This window comes from Deinococcus cellulosilyticus NBRC 106333 = KACC 11606 (genome assembly GCF_007990775.1).
In the GTDB taxonomy this organism is placed as follows: domain Bacteria; phylum Deinococcota; class Deinococci; order Deinococcales; family Deinococcaceae; genus Deinococcus_C; species Deinococcus_C cellulosilyticus.
Genome location: NZ_BJXB01000031.1, coordinates 21,117 through 38,917 on the forward strand (window position 1 = coordinate 21,117; position 17,801 = coordinate 38,917).

Sequence of the window (17,801 nt, forward strand, 5' to 3'; positions counted from 1 at the left end):
AGGCTTCACCTTTTTGTTTCAGATGGCAAACCTTTTGAAGCACAGGGGGTCCCGGTTCCAGACTGGAACCGGGACCCCCTGCAAAAAGATCAACCCTGGGACCTGAATTTTGAAAAGTACGCAGGCGGCATCTGTCCCTTCCCATTTCCCGTGGCACAGAGACCCAGCATCACACCAGTAAACCCTCCGGCCACTTCTGGAGAGAGGTAACGGGGAACGCCAGAGCCCACCACATGTTCTGCAGTTCCAGGCTGCATGACCAGGAAAGTGTATTTTTCTGGCAGGGCCTGAATTTTGAGGGTGACAGGGCCTTCCTGCAGTGCCACGCCTGCTGTGTTCACGATCAGGTCATCGATGCGTTTTCGCAGGCAGGCCACCCGTGCGCCGTTTTTCAGGGTGATGAGCAGGTCGTAGTGGTGTTGTGGGTTCATCCAGACGGTGATTCCGGCTTCCTCGCCTTCTGAAAGAGGCACAAAGTCCAGGTGAACGCTCACATCACAGGTGTACTGTGTCTGGGCGGTGCCAAGAAAAGCAACCCCCTGTCCATCGTCCAGACACTTTGCATTCCCCTGCAACCTGAGGCTCCCAGGGCGCTCAGCCAGGGAGTACATCCCCCCTGGCGCATGGCCCAGAGTGACCCATTTTGGATGGAGGTCTGGGCCCCGGAAGTCCTCCTGCTCGGCTGCAGGCCAGGAGTGCAGGGGAAACTCCGGCAGAGGACTGTGTTGCCGCAAAACCCCCTGGTCTCCAACCACAGGCCAGCCTTGTGCGTTCCACTTCACAGGCACCAGATGGGTTTCCCTGCCCAGGTGGGCAGTTTCAGGATTTCCTTGTGGACGGATGCCCAGACACACCATCCACCAGCTGCCATCGTGCGCTTCCACCAGATCACCGTGTCCCAGCGCCTGATGGGGACTTTGCAGGCTGCGGTTGGTCAGGATGGGATTGTGGGGGCAACTTTCCCAGGGTCCCCATGGTGAGTCACTGCGGGCCAGGGTGATCATGTGCCCCCGCTCCGTCCCACCTTCAGCAATCATCAGGTAATACTTGCCATGCATTTTGTACAGGTGGGGGCCTTCCGGGTAGCGCCCCCCGGTGCCATGCCAGATCACTTTCGGCTCGGTGAGGCATTTGCCGGTTTGCAGGTCGATTTCGCTCTGCTGGATGCCCCAGTACTCATGCTCCAGCAGGATTTCAGGGGGGGAGGGCCAGCCCTTTCCCCAGCTTGAAGTCAGGTACACCTTGCCATCGTCATCAAAGAACAGGGAAGGATCGATTCCGCCCTGCTCCAGCCAGATGGGATCGGACCAATCTCCTGCAATGTCGTTGGTTTGGACATAGAAGTTGCCTCCTCCACTGACATTGGTGGTGACCATGTAAAACGTGCCCTCATGGTGCCTGAGGGTGGGAGCGAAAATGCCTCCAGAGGGGCTCCATTTCTGGAAGTCCAGCTGGCTTTTGCGGGTCAGCACATTTCCGATCTGTCGCCAGTTCAGCAGGTCCCGGCTGTGAAACAGAGGGACCCCGGGAAAATACTCAAAAGAACTGGTCACCAGATAGTAATCTTCCCCCACCCGGCAGATGCTGGGATCAGGATGGAAGCCCGAAATCACAGGGTTCTGATACGTCATGCGTTCCTTTCAAAAAGGCACCCAGGTGCCATTGATGGTCTACAAGAGGGTCCCTCCAGCATGACACTGGAGGGTTCTTTCTGCACATCAAACTGGGTTACTTGAGAACACCCCAGAGCTTGAGGCGGTCCTGAACCAGCTGGGTCATCAGGACGTTGTACTTCCCGAGTTGTTTGTCCATCACGTTCAGCATCTCGTCGTAGATCTTGTCGAACTCTTTCGGATCGGCCAGGATGGCTTTTGGAATGTACTTGCGCACAATTTCCTGCTCTTTGGTCCAGAATTCACTGAGGGCACTGTCCTGAGGAACGGGAATGGACCATGCAGCAGCCCAGGGAATCGGCTTGAATTGAGACGCTTTGGGCAAGAGGTCTCCCCAGAACTTCACCTTGTACGCCTTCAGGGCAGCCTTCTCGGCGTCGGTGTAGTTCTCCAGAATCTGCTCGGGGAAGTTGGTGGTGTAGTAGTTCCCGGTCTTGTCCTTCACCCCGTCCCCATAGCGCAGGGACAGACCATAGTTCCCGATGCCCGTTTCACGCTGGAAGGCGGCAGGGTCCTTCTTGCGGAGTTCTTCGTATTTGGGCAGGAATTCACGCTTGCCGTTGACCACTTTGTGGTGCTTGCCTTCAATGCCCCAGTTGATCAGCACCTGGCCCTCATCGCTGGACAGGAAATCCAGGAATTTGAGGATCTTCACGGGATCTTTTGCAGATTTGGTGATGCCCACGCCGTAACCACCACGGAATCCGGTGGGGGCATTGTAGGCGGCCTTGATGCCCGGTTTGAGCACTGCACCAAAGCGTCCGTACATCTGTTCATGCTTCCCTGCAGCTTTGAGGGAGTTCACGGCGTCCCCGATGTCCCATCCTGCATCGATCAGACCAACCACCCGGCCAGAAGCAATCTTGGCGAGGTACTGGTCGTACTTCTGGGTAAAGGATTCCTTGTCCAGCAGGCCAATGTCGTTCATGTGGTTCAGCCAGCGGAAGTACTCGCGGTCTTCGGGACGGAAGTGGTGGGGCATGGCTTTGTAGGTCTTGGGGTCAATGGCCCACTCCCCGTCGTCCCAGCTTCCCATCGCAAACGTTGCGGGGTTGGTCACGGAGATCACGAAACGCCAGTCATCGGCGAGCAGAGACAATCCGATGGTGGGTTTGCCATCTGCGGTCTTGGGGTGTTTTTTCACGTAATCGGCGATGACCTTCTCAAAGTCCTTGAGGGTTTTGACTCTGGGGTACTTCTGCTCTTTGAGGGCCTGCAGTTGCAGTTTGAACAGGGCATCGTTGTCGAAGTAGACCTGTCCAATGGTGTCGTTGTTGGGAATGAAGTAGATGCCCTGGTTTTTGTTGCTGAACTTCATGCGGTTGAACTGCTTGCCAATGACTTTTTTGATGTTTGGGGCATTTTTGTTGATGAGGGTGGTCAGGTCCAGCACAGCGTCGGCATCAATCAGGACCCCTGCGGCACCCTTGGGGGCAATGATGTCCGGGTATTGTCCAGAGGCGGCAATCAGGTTGATCTTCTGGTCCGGGTCGCCCACTGCGAATTCTGCTTTGAGCACCACTCCAGTGCGTTTGGTGATTTCCTTGCCCACGTCGTCTTGCATGTTCGCCCAGTTGGGGTTCACATCGGCAAAAAATCCCGTGATGGTGGTCTGGGCAAAGGCAGTGGAAAGGGTGAGCAGACCAAGGGTGACAAGTGCGGTTCGTTTCATGGGGTTCTCCTTGATTCCAGAGGCAACTTGCATGCCAGATGGGGGTTCTGGACATGGTCAGGCTCAGCTTCTGGAGGTCAGTCACAGAGGCTGGTGGGGGCAAAATGGAGGTTGAAGGCCTGTATTCGAATCGATTCGATTCTGTGAAGCCGGGTTCCTTTCTGTTGAGCAGGGCCATCAAAGGCCAGATGAGGGCAACTTTGCCCTGTGTGTTTTTGGTTCAGCCCATCATACGTTCGAATCGATTCGATTGTCAACCCCTGCATGTGCGCCTGCGGGTGACCGCTCACATCAGGGCAGTGCACACCACAACCTTTCAACAGGAACATGTGAAAGTCCTGCAGTTTCCATTTCAGGCACTCTCCAGGAGGTGCCTGTCCGAGCCCTTTTCCGGGCGACTCCGACCAGCACCAGAGGGTTCTTAAACTTAAACCCCACGCTTTGCTCAATGCCTCTGCATTGCACCCGCCAGCAGCTCAGAAACAGTCACCAGTCCAAACCCCTCGGCAGCAAAATGCCGGGTCAATTCACGCACGGCCGCAATGGTCTGGGAACGGTCCCCATAACCATCATGAAAAAGCAGGATGCTGCCAGATGTGCTGGTCTCAAGTGTGGCCTTGACGATGTGTTCCGTTCCAGGCATCTCCCAGTCTCTGGCCTCCCCATTGACACACCCAATGCTGTGGTAGCCCAGAGAGACTGCCAGATCCAACACCTGTTCATTGATGGCAATGTAAGGGGGCCTGAAGGTTCTGCAAGGCTGGCCCGTGATCTGCTGAACAAGCTTTTCTGTGCGCACCAGTTGATCCCGCTGGTCTGCAGGTGAGAGGTCAGGCAGGGCAGGATGGGTGAAGGTGTGGTTTCCAATCTCATGCCCTGCCTCGAAAACCTGTCGGGTCAGCTCTGGGTGGGCCTTCATTTGCTCACCGATCATGTAGAACGTGGCTTTGCCACCCACTTCTCTGAACATCTCCAGCACCTGCGGGGTGTAGATGGGGTTGGGTCCATCATCGAAAGTGAAAGCCACCTGCCTGTGCTGCACCTCCACCTGATGAATCAGAACGGGCTGGGGCAGAGCACGGGAGGGCTGCGACGCAATGTCAGACATGAGATTTTCCTTTCCACAACAAGGATGTGAACGCTCACCCATTGTAAACCGTTGGATGCCTCCAACCCAGCACACTGCAGAGCCTCAAAAATCGGTGCTGATCAGGTTCATTCCTCCCGGCGCAAGGTCACCTCGTAATTGTTGAGGATCACCTTGAGGCGACCCTGAAACACCTCTCCTTTGAGCACGCCCGTCAACTGTGCCTTCACTTCTGTACCTGAGCTCCATCCCGCACCAAAAAGCTGATATTCTCTGCCCAGCACAGCCGCCTTGCTCTGGAAGGACGTCCCTGCCCCTGCGCCCTGAGAGAGGGTCAGGTTGAAATCCATTGCCCCCGTGGACCGGATGGCGTAACCCGACACATCGTAATTGTTGTTGCCAGACAGGTTGTAAAAGACACCCCTCACCTGCAGGTCTTCGTTACGGATCACCAGCACCATCCGGTAATCGGCACTGGTGAAGGTGCCAAGCCCCTGACCTGAAAACACCATGGTCTGGTAGGTGTATTGCCGCTCCTGCTGCCCCTGCACGTTGCTGGTGGGTGCATTCACGAACACCGGGGCACAGCCCATCAGCGAAAAAACCATCATCACAGGCAAAATCCAGCGCATGGGTTCACCATATCCGAGCCAGATGGACCCTGCATGAGGAGGACCCGGTCGCTTTTCTGTTAACAACTCGTTCACAACTCTGGGTTACCTTAGGGGGCATCCCCTTCTGGCCTTTTTGATCAGACCAGACAAACATCCCCAGGAGAACCATCAAACCATGACCGAGACCACCAGCACTGTTTCAACCCCTCAAATTCGACACAAGTCCTCCACCCTGAGCTACCAGAAACCCACCCTGACCACTCAGGGCACCTGGCAACACCTGACCACCCAGGTCGGAAGCTTCCCTTTCGAGCCCTGACTCTCGCAGGCCACAAGCAGACCTCCTCTCAAACCAGAGAGGAGGTCCTTTCACTGCTATCTGGAGATCAGGGTTCAGTGGTACTTGACGGTTCCAGCGGCGTACATCTTGTTGATGGCACTGATGTCTCCGGCATCCAGGGCTTCACGCTGTCCAATGTCGGTCAGGGCCACCCCGTTCTTGGGCACGATGGTGGGTTTGCCATTGCTGCTGAAACCGTAGGCTCCGTAGTGCATCACGCTCTTGTAATTGTAAGTGCCGTAGTCGCTGACGGTGTTGCCGCAGGCCTTGTTGAAGTTGCCGGAGTAACCGCTCTTGATGTTGGCCCACTGGATGGTGACAAAGTTGTCCCGGTCACAGCGGCTCTGCTCGTGGAAGAGGCCCACGGCGTGGCCCATCTCGTGCTGGATCACACCCTGCTTGAAGCACTGCAGGCGCAGTTGTTGCACGCCTCCCTTGTACCCGATGCTGCTGTGTCCGCAGGCGTTGGGGTCGGTTTCTCTGGTGAAAGCCACACGGTTGGGCGCAGAGGGTTGATAGATCCACTTGACGCCCGTCACACGCAGGTTCCAGTCTGCCAGGGCCAGGGCAATGGACTGTTTCTCGGTCTGGGAGAAGGTGTTGTCCACGGAGTAGTAGACCTTGCCGTCTTTCCAGCGGGAATCCTGGCAGGTGGTGAAGAAGAAATTGATGTCACAGTTCTTGATGATGCCCACCCCTTGCGGACTCACCTTGTTGTTCTGGGCTTCAGGGTCCTTCCTGGCCACGAGAATCTCCTCGTATCTGTCAATCATGCCGGGGAATTCCTGCTCGGTGCCCACAATGATGTCATCGCTGACGATCAGACCATCGACGTGACGGTAATTGAGGGTCTCTCCGTTGCTGAAGGTGTGGGTTTTGACGTCTTCTGCTTTTTCCTGCACGGAAGGGGTACCGCAGGAGGCAAGAACGAGGCTGAGGGTCAGGGTGGCGATCACGATTTTTGCGGGGTTCATTTTGCTGTTTTTCATGGTGTGCTCCTTGTCCAACTGGGAATGTGCGGGAGGGAGGATGTTGTGCTGTCCGCTTTGATGCTTAGACTTTAGAACGCCCCCCCTGAAAACCCTTTGAACGAACCATGAACAGTTGTGCCCCACCAGAGGCAGGGCACAATGAAATGACTGATTCACATTTAGAACACAAAAAACAGAAAGCAGAGAACCTCAGGCACCTGAGGATGGGTGCGGTACAGGTGCACTGAATTTTCTGGTTTTGCGAAGTTTGCCTTTGAGCAGGGGCTCAATGGCTTTGCGCACGGTGTGGTGTGCTTCTCCCTCCCTGCCAGCAGTCCATGCCATCAGCGCCCACAGCACGAAATACATGGAGAAGAAAATCCAGCTGTTTTGCATGTTTTGCAAAATGGGGATGATGTTCTCCAGGATCCGGGCTTTGAGCACAGGATCATATCCCATGCCATAACGCTGAACAGTGGTGAGCGCTTCACGGAGGACATGGAACAGGGTGAGGCCAGACAGGACCAGAAACCAGACAGCCACCACAGGGTTCAACAGCGTGACACAACCCTCCATCTCATTTCCTGTGCCCACTGGATACCGTCGGGTCTCAGAGGGGTGAAGGGTCAGGCTGAATGTGTTGGAAAAATCTGTATCCACCTGCTGGTACAAATGAAAAGAAATCCTGTCGTCATGATGCTTCACGGCGATGTAGGCTGTTCTTCTCAAATGAATGCGTTCCATGGTCAGGTGTTCGCGCATTTCAGACCAGGTCAAAGAAGATTCAAAAACATACTGAAAGGTGAGATTGCGTGCCATTTACTCAGATCCTATTGCATTGCCACATTCCCAACAATGCCCAGGCTGCCCGTTCATCCCACCTTCCCAGTCAGACTTCGCAGGCAACCCTGCACCTGCCTAAACAACCCATCCGCCCCAGATTTCCGAAAAAGGGTAGAACAAAGAAGTTCAGAGCCGACTTTGAACTTCAGACCACCTGTTCCAGCCTTTTCGCCCTCTCTGCCCCCACCCTCTTCCCAGACGCCGTTTCCTGTCCCTTTTCCCAGAGAGGCAGGCTGCCAGAGATGCACTTCAGGCGAAAACCCATCAGGACCCTTCCACAGCAGATGCAGCCTGGATCGGGCTTGCTGCAAAACCGTTCAGTGAAACCTCAATCTGCCAGCCATGTCCAGCAAAAGAACTGGCGGGCAGACTTTCATGCTGCACCTGCCTTCAGTCCTCAACCGAGACCTGAGGAAAGGACGGGGCATCTGTTCCTGACCACCCGCAACAAAAAAACCAGCAATCACACGAACATTTCTGTATGGAGGGCTCTGGGCGTTCAGAGCACCATCTCAACCCTGGAGGTCTGATGTCTGCTGCACCTTTTCACAAACTTGCTGCAGTTTCCATGAGGCATGATCACCTGCCCACCTTCCACATCCGTGGGATCTCCCGGTGGCAGATGGCCTATTTTGCCAGACTTGCTGACCTGCACCAGTTCTTCCATCCTGCAGGAGAGGAGCCTGTGCTGCCAGACCTTGTGGGATACGCCTACCGCAACTTTGACCTTTACACCTCCAGGGAACAGGTGATGGCCTCCCAGGAGCAGGAAAGGCAACTGCTGAAACAGGTTCTGGAACGGGTTTCCCTGGAGAAAACCCACGCCATCTACGTGCTGCACAGCAAAGACCATCAGGATGTGGGCTGCTGCTGCCTGATCAAAAGGCGCTGGGAGGATGAGGTGTTCAGGTTGCTGGAAGAGTTCGATCTGAAGCGGGAGTGGGTGCGTTCCTGAAGTGTGCTTTTACACCCAATCCCAGCAAAAAGCTATAATGAACGCTTATGAAATGGGCTCAAATTGTTTTGCTGATCTCGCTGCTGTCCTTCGCTTCTGCACAATGTGTTGAGAAACCTGAAATCCCCCTGCTGACCCTGGGGCTCAAACAGCCCCAGAACGTCAAAAGGGTTTACGATTACCAGACCAACAGAATCGATAAGGAAGGGGGATCTTTCCCTTCAGGTGAAGCAGAGAGCTGGACGCTGCAAAATGGCAAAGTCACATCATATGTCGCTTATGCCATGTCTCCACATGAAGAATTTATGGTCTTCAAGTACGTTTACAAAAATGGTCGCATGATCAGCTCTGAGAGTCATTTTGCTGGAGAGCACAGCTTCAACGCGTACCTCTACGATGCCACGGGCCGTCCTGTGAGGATGAACTCTTTTGATTTGAATCCCAAAGGAAAAAAAGAACAGGATTTCTATTCGGTTTGCACTTACTCTGGCAACACCATCACCGAGACATCCCATGAGCTCAACAAGAACAAAAAATGGCAGGTGTCTTCCAGAGCTGTGTACACCTATCAGGGGGACCGTCTGGTCAAAAAAGTCCATTACCTGGATCACGGCAAAACGTCAGGATCGACTTCAACAACCACCTACCAGTACGATGCCAAGGGCCGTCAGATCAAGGAGAGCAAAGCCTTTTCTTCCTCTAAAGACCAGAGAATTGAAACCTTCCTTTACGACACTCAGGGATTGCGGAGTTACTACGATTTCGTCAGGGTGGAATACCAGATGGATGAACGGGGCAACTGGATCTCACGGACCACCCACCTGAAAGATGGAGGCAAAGTCGTGGAATCCCGCAAGATCGAGTATCTGAAGTGATGGTCCCTCAAACCTTGCTGGCCTTTCCCCTTTGCATTTTTGCCTGAGTCTTCCTATACTGTCTTCGTGTTGATCCGTAGGAGTACTGTGGCGATCAGCCCGAGCGAGTCAGGGACGGTGTGAGCCTGACGGTCAGAGCCACAGGAAGGGCGACGGGGAGCAAAACAACTGCATAAAAGTGCCCGAGCATTCGGGAACTGGGGTGGGACCGCGGGTGTCCTGTTATTCTAGACAGCATTCGTCCCCAGGTGGAATTCAAGCCACCTGGGGACGTTTTTTTATTCCCTGGTGAGGACAAGGAGGCAAAACGTGCAGTATTTTCAGGATTTGATTCTGGAGCTCGATAAATTCTGGGCCGAGAATGGCTGCGTGATCACCCAGCCTTACGACACGGAGGTGGGGGCCGGAACTTTCTACCCCTCGACCTTCCTGCGTGCCCTGGACAAGAAGCCCTGGCGCACCGCCTACGTGGCCCCGAGCCGCAGACCTGCAGACGGGCGTTACGGCGAGAACCCCTACCGCTTCCAGTATTACTTTCAGTATCAGGTGATTTTAAAGCCAAACCCCAGCGACGTGCAGGAACTGTACCTGCAGAGCCTGTACCGTCTGGGCATCGACCCCAACAAGCACGACATCCGTTTCGTGGAGGACAACTGGGAAAGCCCCACTCTGGGGGCCTGGGGTCTGGGCTGGGAAGTGTGGCTGGACGGCATGGAAATCACCCAGTTCACCTACTTCCAGCAGGTCGGGGGGATTGATGTGTTCCCGGTGACGGCAGAGATCACTTATGGACTGGAGCGCATCGCACTGTACCTGCAGGGCAAGAACCACGCGTTTGACCTGGAGTACGCTCCGCCACCGATCACCGGAGCTCCACCTGTCCTGATGGGTGACATCCGGCGGGATTTTGAATGGCAGCACTCGGATTACAACTTCAATGGGGTGAACAAGGACCTGCAACGCCAGAACTTCGAGAATTACGAGGCGGAGGCGAACCGTCTGCTGGCCTCCGGTCACGTGTACCCCGGTTATGAATTCGTGATGCGGGCGTCTCACTGCTTCAACCTGCTGGACGCTTCCGGCAGCATCTCCCATGCCGAGCGTCAGGCGTACATCGGGCGGGTGCGCAAGATTGCTGCAAAAGCTGCACAGGCCTACGTGGACCATGAGAACAGCAAAGAGGCCCGTCAGGAGGTGCAGAAATGATTCTCTTGTTTGAAATTGGCACCGAGGAACTGCCCGCTTTTTATGTGGACGAGGGCCGCGAGGGACTTGAGGCCCTGCTCTCCGAGCGCCTGAAGCAGGCCAGACTTGGATTTGAGACCATTGAACTCTTCTCCACCCCCAGACGCCTTGCCGCCCGCGTATCAGGCCTTCCTGAGCGTCAGGAACGTCAGGTCACCGAGCGCAGGGGTCCCAGCGTCAAGGCAGGCGAAAAAGCCGCTCAGGGCTTTGCAGGCAGCATTGGCAAGACCCTCTCGGACCTGACCGAGAAAGACGGATACTACTACGTCACCCTGACGGATGAGGGCAAATCCACCGCTGAACTTCTGCCTGATCTGCTCGCAAATGTGGTCCGTGACCTGCCTGCCAAACGCAAGATGCGCTGGGGTGCCGTCGAGGACTGCCAGTTCGTGCGTCCTGTGCAGTGGCTGGTGGCCCTGCTGGACAATGAAGTGCTGCCTGTGCAGGTGGCTGGCCTGACCGCATCCCGCACCACCAAAGGGCACCGCTTCATGGCCCCCACTCCTTTTGACATTGAGACTGCTGCCAGCTATGAAAAGCAACTGGAAGAAGCTTTTGTCATTGCTGACCAGCAGAAACGTTATGACGCGGTGATCGAGGCTGCAAAAGGTGCCCTCGAAGTTGGCCAATCTCTGGAGTGGCACGACGATCTGGTCAGTGAAATTGTGAACCTGGTGGAGTACCCCACCGCCTACCTGGGCCGCTTCGACGAGAAGTACCTGAAGCTCCCCGATGAGGTGCTGGCCGAGACCATGATGGTGCACCAGCGGTACTTCCCCGTCAAAGGGGAAAAGAGGCTGGTCAACGGTTTCGTGGTGATCTCCAACAACAGGGTGCCGGATGTTTCTGTGCCCATGAAGGGTTACGTGCAGGTGCTCGATGGTCGACTCTCAGACGCCCTGTTCTTCTGGAACAACGACACCCAGAAAACCCTGCTGGAGCACCGTGAAAGGCTCTCTGGCATGGCCTTCCAGAAGGGTCTGGGGAACATGCTGGACAAACAGACCCGACTCCGTGACCTGTCCCAGCGCCTCGCCGCACAACTGGGGGCAGATTCAGGTGTGGTGTCGCAGGCCGCAGAGGTCTTCAAAGCCGACCTCGCCACACAACTGGTTTACGAATATGCAGACCTTGCAGGTGTGGTGGGCAAAGCCTACGCCCTGAATGAAGGCCGCACCCCTGAGGTGGCTGATGCCCTCGAGCAGGGCGTCAAACCCGTCACTGCAGAAGCAGAACTGCCTGCCACACTCGCTGGTGCTGTGCTCTCCCTGGCAGACCGCCTGGACACCCTGGTGGGCTTCTTCTCCATCGGCAAGGCCCCATCAGGCAGTGCAGACCCCTTCGGACTGCGGCGTCTGGGGATCGGTGCCGTGCGCCTGATCGCTGCTTTTGGCATCGAGGTTTCGCTGATGGACCTCCTGAAGGAAGCCGCAGCTGTGTATGCCTCCCAGAACATCGAGGTTTCCGAGGCATCCCTCACCCAGCTGGAAACCTTCCTTTGGGAGCGTTTCTCGGGCCTGATGACCTCCGGAGGGTACAGTGTGCAGGGGGTGCGTGCAGCCCGCGAATCGGCCAGCAACTTTTACGCTGCCGCCTGGAGAATTGCCCTGCTGAAAGAACTTGCCCAGCAGCCTGAATTCGAGGACCTCGCCACCCTCTACAAACGTGCAGCGAACCTGTCCAAAGACGTGCAGGCCAGTGAGGTGCAGCTGGATCTGGCAGAGCATGACTCTGAACGTGCCCTCTTTGCAGCCCTGAAAGAACTGCAGGAATCCAGCACCCAGCTTGAGCAGGCTGCAAAAGCCTCGTTCCCCGCCTGGGACATTGCAGAAAGCACCGAGAGCAAATTGCCCCTGGACTCCCAGATCCGTCAGGTGGTCCTGATCAAACCCATTCTGGACGCCTTCTTCAACGATGTGATGGTGATGGTGGAAGACGAGAAGCTGCGCAGCAACCGCCTCTCTGCCCTCGCCCAGGTCCGTGAGGCCGTGCAGGGACTGGCGCACCTCGAATTGCTGTAAAGTTTTCAGTTCTCAGTTCACAGCGAGAGCTGAGTCAGATCCTGAAACTTTCGGACAAAATCAGAGAAGAAACGTGCCAAACACGTTTCTTCTCTTTTCAACTTTCAGATTGCCCCTCTCGGAGAATGGTCAGTCCGGTAAAAGGTAATTCAGCACATCTCTGGCACTGTAATTCACCCCGTAACGGTCCAGGAAAGGCCTGAGGTGGGCCAGATCGTCCCCTGCTGTCAGAAGAGGAGCTTCGACCTGGCCTCCTTTGCGGACCTGGGGAAACCCCACACTGGCAAAAAGGGTGTTGCACAGGCACTTTCTCCCAACTGTGTCTTCCAGCTTGCCTCCTTTGGAGAGGTAGAGGTCCACAGGCTCAGCGGCACAACGGAAACCCAATTTGCCCTCCGGGGTGATGTAGGCCTGCCGCAGGTAGCCCAGGTCGCAGATGCGTTTGCGCTGATCGTACACTTCAGGGTCCGAGAGGGTCCCCTGCAACTGCACAGACTTGAAAGGAAACCCAGTCGGAGAAAGCCTGGAATCGGTGAACACTTTCAGGGTGCCTTGCTGGACCTGCTGCAAGGCGGTCTTTTTCAGGCCTGATGTCAGACCGGATTCCTGGCTGTAAGCAAAAAGGGTGCCCACCTGAATGCCTCTGGCCCCCTCTGAAAGGGCCTGCTGCAGGCCTGCAGGGGAGCCAGTTCCACCCGCCAGCCAGAAGGGCAGGCCCAGGCCCCTGAGCACCCCGAGGTCCACCTGGTCTCGTTCTCCGTAGATGGGCTGCCCGAGTTCATCCTGGGCTTTGCCTCTGGCGGGAGCGTTGTGCCCCCCTGCCGTGGGGCCTTCCACAATGAAGCCGTGAATGCCTCCAGGACAGGAACGAACCAGCATCTGGGCGAGGGTGTGGGCAGAAATGATGGGCACAAACATGGGTTTTTGTACCGGAAAATGCCTTCCGAAAGCTTTCACAGGGTCAAATTCCAGCCTGAATTCGGTCCCTTCCAGCCGTATGAAGGCCGCCTGACCCTGTGAGAGTCTTTCCAGGGCTTCTGGGATTTCTCTGGGAATTCCAGCACCCATCAGGACCACATCCACTCCTGCCAGCATCGCTCCGTACAGGGCAGGGAGGGTGGGGGTCTGGATCTTGGTGAGCAGGTTGATGCCGACCTTCCCGGAATGGCCTTCACGGGCCAGCCACACCTCCACAAAGGTGGCCAGCACAATCAGCAGGTCCAGGTCTGAAGGTTTCAGGTTCTGCCTGATGGGCAAGGTGGGGTAAGGGGTCCCTGCTGCACGGCCTTCTGGTCTGTGGTATTTTTGCTGGATGCGCCAGGCCAGCTCTGGTTCTGGAAAGTGCCGAAGAGCACGTCCAATGTGGCCTCCTGGGTCTCCATCGGCAAGTCGGCGCACCATCACGGTGTCAAGGCTGGTGCCCGACACCACACCCATCTGCCCGGCCTGTGAAACGGCGCGGGCAAGTTCCCAGCTGGACACAGCAATTCCCATGCCGCCCTGAATGATCTGGGGCAGCTCAGGAGGCTGGGCATGGGAAGCCAGAGGGCTGGGAATTTGTGTGTTTTGCGAATTCAGAAGACCGTCCTGGGGCATGACAACTCCTTCAATCCTGAAACAAAGGTCCAGACAGGAATGTCCTGCCTGGACGGTTCTGGTCCTGGTGTGAGCCAGCCGTGCAAAACGCCCAGGGACAGCCTGCAGCTGTCAGGGTCCCGGGGTCAAGTCTCGCCTGACCTTTCTCAGGAGCCTAACGAACAGGCATTACGTGCCCATTACGGGAAGACCAACACCATGTTTCAGTCTGCTTTGCCACCTGATCTCTGATGAACTTTGCCAGTGTTCAGATGCCCAATTCACTCACTGAACGAAGCCCCGATCACCCGGTTCCTTCCAGCACGCTTTGCCACATAAAGGGCGTAATCTGCTGAGCGCAGGATCTCATGCAGGTCCCGACCGTGGTCTGGGAAGGCAGCCACACCCATGGAGCAGGTGATGTTCCCCACAATGCGACCCTGGGCGTGCACCTGCAGTCTGGAGGTGGCCTCACGGATCTGCTCTGCACGTTGTAAAGATTCCTCGTAACTGCATCCGGGCAACAGCAGGGTGAATTCCTCACCGCCGTATCTGCAGGCCACATCCTCGTTGCGCACCCCATCTCTGAGCAGGCGACCAAATTCATTCAGCACAGCATCACCAGCCTCGTGGCCATGCGTGTCATTGAAACGTTTGAAGTGGTCGAGGTCCAGCATCACCACCCCCATGGGGAGCCGGTGCCGTTCTGCCCGGCGCACCTCACGCTCAAAGGTCTCTTCGAGGTAACGGCGGTTGAAGAGACCGGTGAGGGGGTCGCGGATGGACTGCTCTTTCAGACGGTCCCGGAGCCGGATGTTCACCAGGGCGAGGGCAACCGTTTCCGAAATCGTCTGGGCCAGTCGCACTTCGTTTGTTGAAAACGTCCCCTGATCTCTGGCGAGGTGCAGGAGGCCCACAGTTTCCCCCTGCGCCAGGAGGGGTGCACACAGGGTGGTGAGGTTCTCGTCAGAGGCGAGGTGCCTGCAGTTGATGCCCCTTTCATCGGCCTCATGCATGAACAGCCTGCCTCGCCTGAGGCCCCAGCACTCATCCGGACTGAAGACAGAGGTGCTGGTGGGATCACCGTTCCAGTGGGTCAGTTCTTCCAGAATGTTGCGGGATGGCCCAAAGGAGAAGAGGGCACCAGCAGCCTGTGGGAAGAGTTGCTGCACGTGCTGGGCCACCACCTCCTGGGCTTCCGGGATGGTGTAGCAGGCCTGCAGCATTTCGGTCATTTCGCTGAGGAGACGGGTTTCCTGGCTTCTGGCCTCCAGTTCCTGAACCTGCTGTTGCAGCAGGGTACTGAGGGATTCCAGTTCGCGGGTCCTTTCCTGAACCCGCAGCTCCAGCTCATCGCGTGCCGCTCGCAATTCGCGTTCCACGTTCTTCAGGGCAGTGATGTCCTGACCTGTGACCACCCCGGCCACCCGTTTCCCGTGCTGGTCCAGAATGGGGGCGGCACTGAAGGTGGCAGGAACCCGGCTGCCATCCGGGCGAAGCACTTCGATTTCCTCATTGATGACCACCTCTCCGGTGGCAATGGTCCGGGCCAGAGGCCACTCTTCTGGCTCCACTGGGCGTCCATCTTTGTGAAATGCCCGGTACTCCTCGTAGCCCTGAATGTCCTCTGCAGCGATGTAAGGGTGACCCCACAGGGCATGCACCTGCCTGTTGCCGAACACCAGTTTTCCACTCGGGGCTTCTGCAAGCCAGACAGCCACAGGCATCTGCTCCAGCACGTCAATGAGTCGGGTGCGTTCCTGTTGCACCTGTTCCAGCAGCACACTGCGGTCCTGTTCGGCAAGGCGGCGTCCAGTGATGTCCAGAATCACCCCATCCAGCCACAGGACTTCTCCTTCGTCGCTGTAGGTGGCCCTGCCCCGTTCATGCACCCAGATGTCTGATCCATCTTTGTGCTGCACCCGGTATTGCAAGTCAAAGGGCAGGTGCTGGTCCACGGCCTCCATGACTTCACGCTCAACGGTGTCCACATCCTCCGGGTGAATGATGCTGGCATAACTGCGGGCCCCCTGACCCAGGAATTCTGCAGCAGGATGTCCCGTGATCTCCTCCATGCGGCCCATCAGGTACAGCATCGACCAGTCCTGGTTGCAAAGGCAGCGGTACACAATGCCCGGAATGTTGGCCACCAGAGAAGCAAAATCCTTTTCACGCTGGGTGGCAGCTTCTTCTGCATGAAGGCGCTCCTCGTACAGCTCAGCGTTTTCAAGGGCCACTGCGGCTCTGGACGTAAACTGTGCAGCAAAATTCTGCTGTTCTGCATCAGGCACCTGCTCCAGCATCAGCGTGAGGACCGCAGCAGACTCCCCATGCACGGCAAGGGGAAGGCTCAGGATCGCCTGAATTCCAGAGTCGCCCAGGTCCGGGTGTTCCTTCTCCGTGCTCAGCATCGGAGCGTTCTGCTGCAGGGCCTCCCGAAGCAGGGGTTCCAGGGCCACCGGCATTTCAGGTCCTGAGTTGCCCAGAAGCAACAGGTCTCTTTCCGGTGTCACCCTGTGCAGCAGCACCTGCTCTGCAAGGTGCTGCCCCAGGTGCAAAACACTCTGGATGGTCTCCTGCAAATCCAGGGACTCCGAGAGCCTCCGGCTGGCTTCAGACAGAAAATCCAGCTGCCCCTTCTGGCGTTCCAGCCGAGCGCGGGTCTCTTCCTCCACAAGGCTGAGGCGCACACGCTCCAGGGCCTGGGCGCACTGTCGGGTGAGTTGCAGCAGGAAGTCCTGTTCATCTTTATCAAACGTGCGCTGCTGGTTGAAGCTCAGCCCCAGCACTGCCAGCACATGCTCTTCCACAATCAGGGGAATGGTGGCAATGCTGACGGTCTGCTGGTTTCGGCTGGACACTGCCGCCGGGTAAAGTTCCGGCAACTGGTCCGCACCCACAAAAATCGCACGGTGTTCCAGCACCGCATGACCGATGGGTAAAGCAGCCGTGACTGGAATTTCACGGAATGGACGCAGCATCTCCTCGGGGTATCCCATCTGCCCTGAGAGGGTCAGGGTTTTTTCATCTTCCGAGACCGTCATCAGCAGGGCTGCATAGGCATCGGTGGCAGGACCGGCCTCTTTGAGCATCACCTCGATAACTTCCTCAGGGGTGCTGGTGTGCACCAGTGCCAGCGCCACCCGCGCAAGCCGGTTGCGGCGCTCGGTCTGCACCTCCTCGGAGGTCACGTCATACACGTAAACCACCCAGTGGGTCACAGTCTCACTGGCATCCCTCAGGGCGTACAGGTGGACCCGTGCGGTGAAGGATGAGCCATCCTTGCGCATGAAGGATGTCAGAAGCACATGTCTCCCCTGTTCCCTGAGCTGTTCCACATGGGGGCGCAGTTGATCCAGACCTTCCGGGGTGATGGTGTCACTGGCCTTTTGTCCCACCAGGTCTGCAGGACTGCTCCTCATCATCTGGGCCATGGTGGGGTTGACCATCACGATCTCTGAAGTGCCAGGAAGCACCACCAGAATGCCCCACGGAGCACGCTCAAAGGTGCGTTCATGCAGGTGGAGGGATTCGGTTTCCTTTCGGAGCAACTGAACCCCCACCAGTGTGATCCCTTCTTGCCCATGTTTCAGGTGAATGCGGTTCAGCCTGCACAGGACAGGCTGCTCCTTTTTCAGCAGCAGGCGAATCGGCTGCAGGTCCTGCTCCTTCCCTTCCAGGAAAGCCTGTACCTGCGCATGGTCTGCAGGATCAAGCAGGGTCCAGATGCCAGTGTCAGACAGCTCTTCCGGATCCAGCCCTGTGATCCTGGAAAGTTCAGGAGAAACACCCACAATGTTCCCGTGGGCGTCCAGCCACAAGACCTGCTCTCCTGCTGCAAGAGAAGTGTCCAGAAATTGGGAACCATCGCGGGTCATGCCCTACCGTCCTTCCAGAGTGAAAAAGCCGTTGATGCGGTACCCCAGAATA

General features: G+C 56.7%; 13 protein-coding genes. 5 read left to right on the forward strand and 8 right to left on the reverse strand.

Going from position 1 to position 17,801, the window contains the following annotated elements; genetic code table 11:
• Window positions 1–89: 89 nt before the first annotated feature.
• The 4 genes from DC3_RS24095 to DC3_RS24110 all read right to left on the reverse strand — a co-directional run bounded on the left by DC3_RS24095 (window position 90) and on the right by DC3_RS24110 (window position 5,064).
• The gene (locus tag DC3_RS24095; protein ID WP_146889513.1) at window positions 90–1,631 is read right to left on the reverse strand and encodes a glycoside hydrolase family 43 protein; all 1,542 of its coding nucleotides are present in this window, start codon (window positions 1,629–1,631) and stop codon (window positions 90–92) included.
• Between the two features lie 97 nt (window positions 1,632–1,728).
• Complete coding sequence (locus tag DC3_RS24100; protein ID WP_146889516.1) at window positions 1,729–3,345, reverse strand: ABC transporter substrate-binding protein; 1,617 nt, start codon at window positions 3,343–3,345, stop codon at window positions 1,729–1,731.
• Between the two features lie 445 nt (window positions 3,346–3,790).
• Window positions 3,791–4,453: a polysaccharide deacetylase family protein gene (locus DC3_RS24105; RefSeq protein ID WP_186816228.1), complete on the reverse strand. Its 663-nt coding sequence runs from the start codon at window positions 4,451–4,453 to the stop codon at window positions 3,791–3,793.
• 107 nt (window positions 4,454–4,560) lie between these two features.
• Entirely contained in the window at window positions 4,561–5,064 is a 504-nt protein-coding gene (locus DC3_RS24110; protein WP_146889519.1) for a hypothetical protein, read from the reverse strand.
• Between the two features lie 157 nt (window positions 5,065–5,221).
• Between DC3_RS24110 and DC3_RS29355 the strand changes: the two genes are divergently transcribed.
• On the forward strand, window positions 5,222–5,365 hold the full coding sequence (locus DC3_RS29355) for a hypothetical protein (protein ID WP_186816229.1): 144 nt from the start codon (window positions 5,222–5,224) through the stop codon (window positions 5,363–5,365).
• 74 nt (window positions 5,366–5,439) lie between these two features.
• On the opposite strand, the gene DC3_RS24115 is transcribed toward DC3_RS29355, so the two are convergent.
• Both DC3_RS24115 and DC3_RS24120 read right to left on the reverse strand, forming a co-directional pair.
• On the reverse strand, window positions 5,440–6,375 hold the full coding sequence (locus DC3_RS24115) for a M12 family metallopeptidase (RefSeq protein WP_146889522.1): 936 nt from the start codon (window positions 6,373–6,375) through the stop codon (window positions 5,440–5,442).
• Window positions 6,376–6,567: 192 nt separating this feature from the next.
• Window positions 6,568–7,176, reverse strand: coding sequence for a hypothetical protein (locus tag DC3_RS24120; protein WP_146889525.1), 609 nt, complete (start codon window positions 7,174–7,176; stop codon window positions 6,568–6,570).
• Window positions 7,177–7,729: 553 nt separating this feature from the next.
• Here DC3_RS24120 and DC3_RS24125 point away from each other — a divergent pair.
• From DC3_RS24125 to glyS, 4 genes are all read left to right on the forward strand, one after another.
• Complete coding sequence (locus DC3_RS24125) at window positions 7,730–8,155, forward strand: hypothetical protein (RefSeq protein WP_146889528.1); 426 nt, start codon at window positions 7,730–7,732, stop codon at window positions 8,153–8,155.
• Window positions 8,156–8,202: 47 nt separating this feature from the next.
• Window positions 8,203–9,030: a hypothetical protein gene (locus tag DC3_RS24130; protein ID WP_146889531.1), complete on the forward strand. Its 828-nt coding sequence runs from the start codon at window positions 8,203–8,205 to the stop codon at window positions 9,028–9,030.
• Between the two features lie 309 nt (window positions 9,031–9,339).
• Complete coding sequence (locus DC3_RS24135) at window positions 9,340–10,236, forward strand: glycine--tRNA ligase subunit alpha (RefSeq protein WP_146889534.1); 897 nt, start codon at window positions 9,340–9,342, stop codon at window positions 10,234–10,236.
• Entirely contained in the window at window positions 10,233–12,296 is a 2,064-nt protein-coding gene (gene glyS / locus DC3_RS24140; protein ID WP_146889537.1) for a glycine--tRNA ligase subunit beta, read from the forward strand. Before DC3_RS24135 ends, glyS begins: the two co-directional genes overlap by 4 nt.
• Window positions 12,297–12,425: 129 nt before the next feature.
• On the opposite strand, the gene DC3_RS24145 is transcribed toward glyS, so the two are convergent.
• Window positions 12,426–13,892: a nitronate monooxygenase gene (locus DC3_RS24145; RefSeq protein ID WP_246130798.1), complete on the reverse strand. Its 1,467-nt coding sequence runs from the start codon at window positions 13,890–13,892 to the stop codon at window positions 12,426–12,428.
• A 260-nt stretch (window positions 13,893–14,152) separates the two neighbouring features.
• Entirely contained in the window at window positions 14,153–17,749 is a 3,597-nt protein-coding gene (locus DC3_RS24150; RefSeq protein WP_146889540.1) for a diguanylate cyclase, read from the reverse strand.
• Window positions 17,750–17,801: the final 52 nt, after the last annotated feature.

What these genes read in the sequence shown, in the direction of transcription:
- DC3_RS24110 (WP_146889519.1), bottom strand. Translation starts at nt 5,064, where the DNA reads ATGCGCTGGATTTTGCCTGTGATGATGGTTTTTTCGCTGATGGGCTGT.
- glyS (WP_146889537.1), top strand. Translation starts at nt 10,233, where the DNA reads ATGATTCTCTTGTTTGAAATTGGCACCGAGGAACTGCCCGCTTTTTAT.
- DC3_RS24100 (WP_146889516.1), bottom strand. Translation starts at nt 3,345, where the DNA reads ATGAAACGAACCGCACTTGTCACCCTTGGTCTGCTCACCCTTTCCACT.
- DC3_RS24145 (WP_246130798.1), bottom strand. Translation starts at nt 13,892, where the DNA reads ATGCCCCAGGACGGTCTTCTGAATTCGCAAAACACACAAATTCCCAGC.
- DC3_RS29355 (WP_186816229.1), top strand. Translation starts at nt 5,222, where the DNA reads ATGACCGAGACCACCAGCACTGTTTCAACCCCTCAAATTCGACACAAG.
- DC3_RS24115 (WP_146889522.1), bottom strand. Translation starts at nt 6,375, where the DNA reads ATGAAAAACAGCAAAATGAACCCCGCAAAAATCGTGATCGCCACCCTG.
- DC3_RS24130 (WP_146889531.1), top strand. Translation starts at nt 8,203, where the DNA reads ATGAAATGGGCTCAAATTGTTTTGCTGATCTCGCTGCTGTCCTTCGCT.
- DC3_RS24095 (WP_146889513.1), bottom strand. Translation starts at nt 1,631, where the DNA reads ATGACGTATCAGAACCCTGTGATTTCGGGCTTCCATCCTGATCCCAGC.
- DC3_RS24125 (WP_146889528.1), top strand. Translation starts at nt 7,730, where the DNA reads ATGTCTGCTGCACCTTTTCACAAACTTGCTGCAGTTTCCATGAGGCAT.
- DC3_RS24105 (WP_186816228.1), bottom strand. Translation starts at nt 4,453, where the DNA reads ATGTCTGACATTGCGTCGCAGCCCTCCCGTGCTCTGCCCCAGCCCGTT.
- DC3_RS24150 (WP_146889540.1), bottom strand. Translation starts at nt 17,749, where the DNA reads ATGACCCGCGATGGTTCCCAATTTCTGGACACTTCTCTTGCAGCAGGA.
- DC3_RS24120 (WP_146889525.1), bottom strand. Translation starts at nt 7,176, where the DNA reads ATGGCACGCAATCTCACCTTTCAGTATGTTTTTGAATCTTCTTTGACC.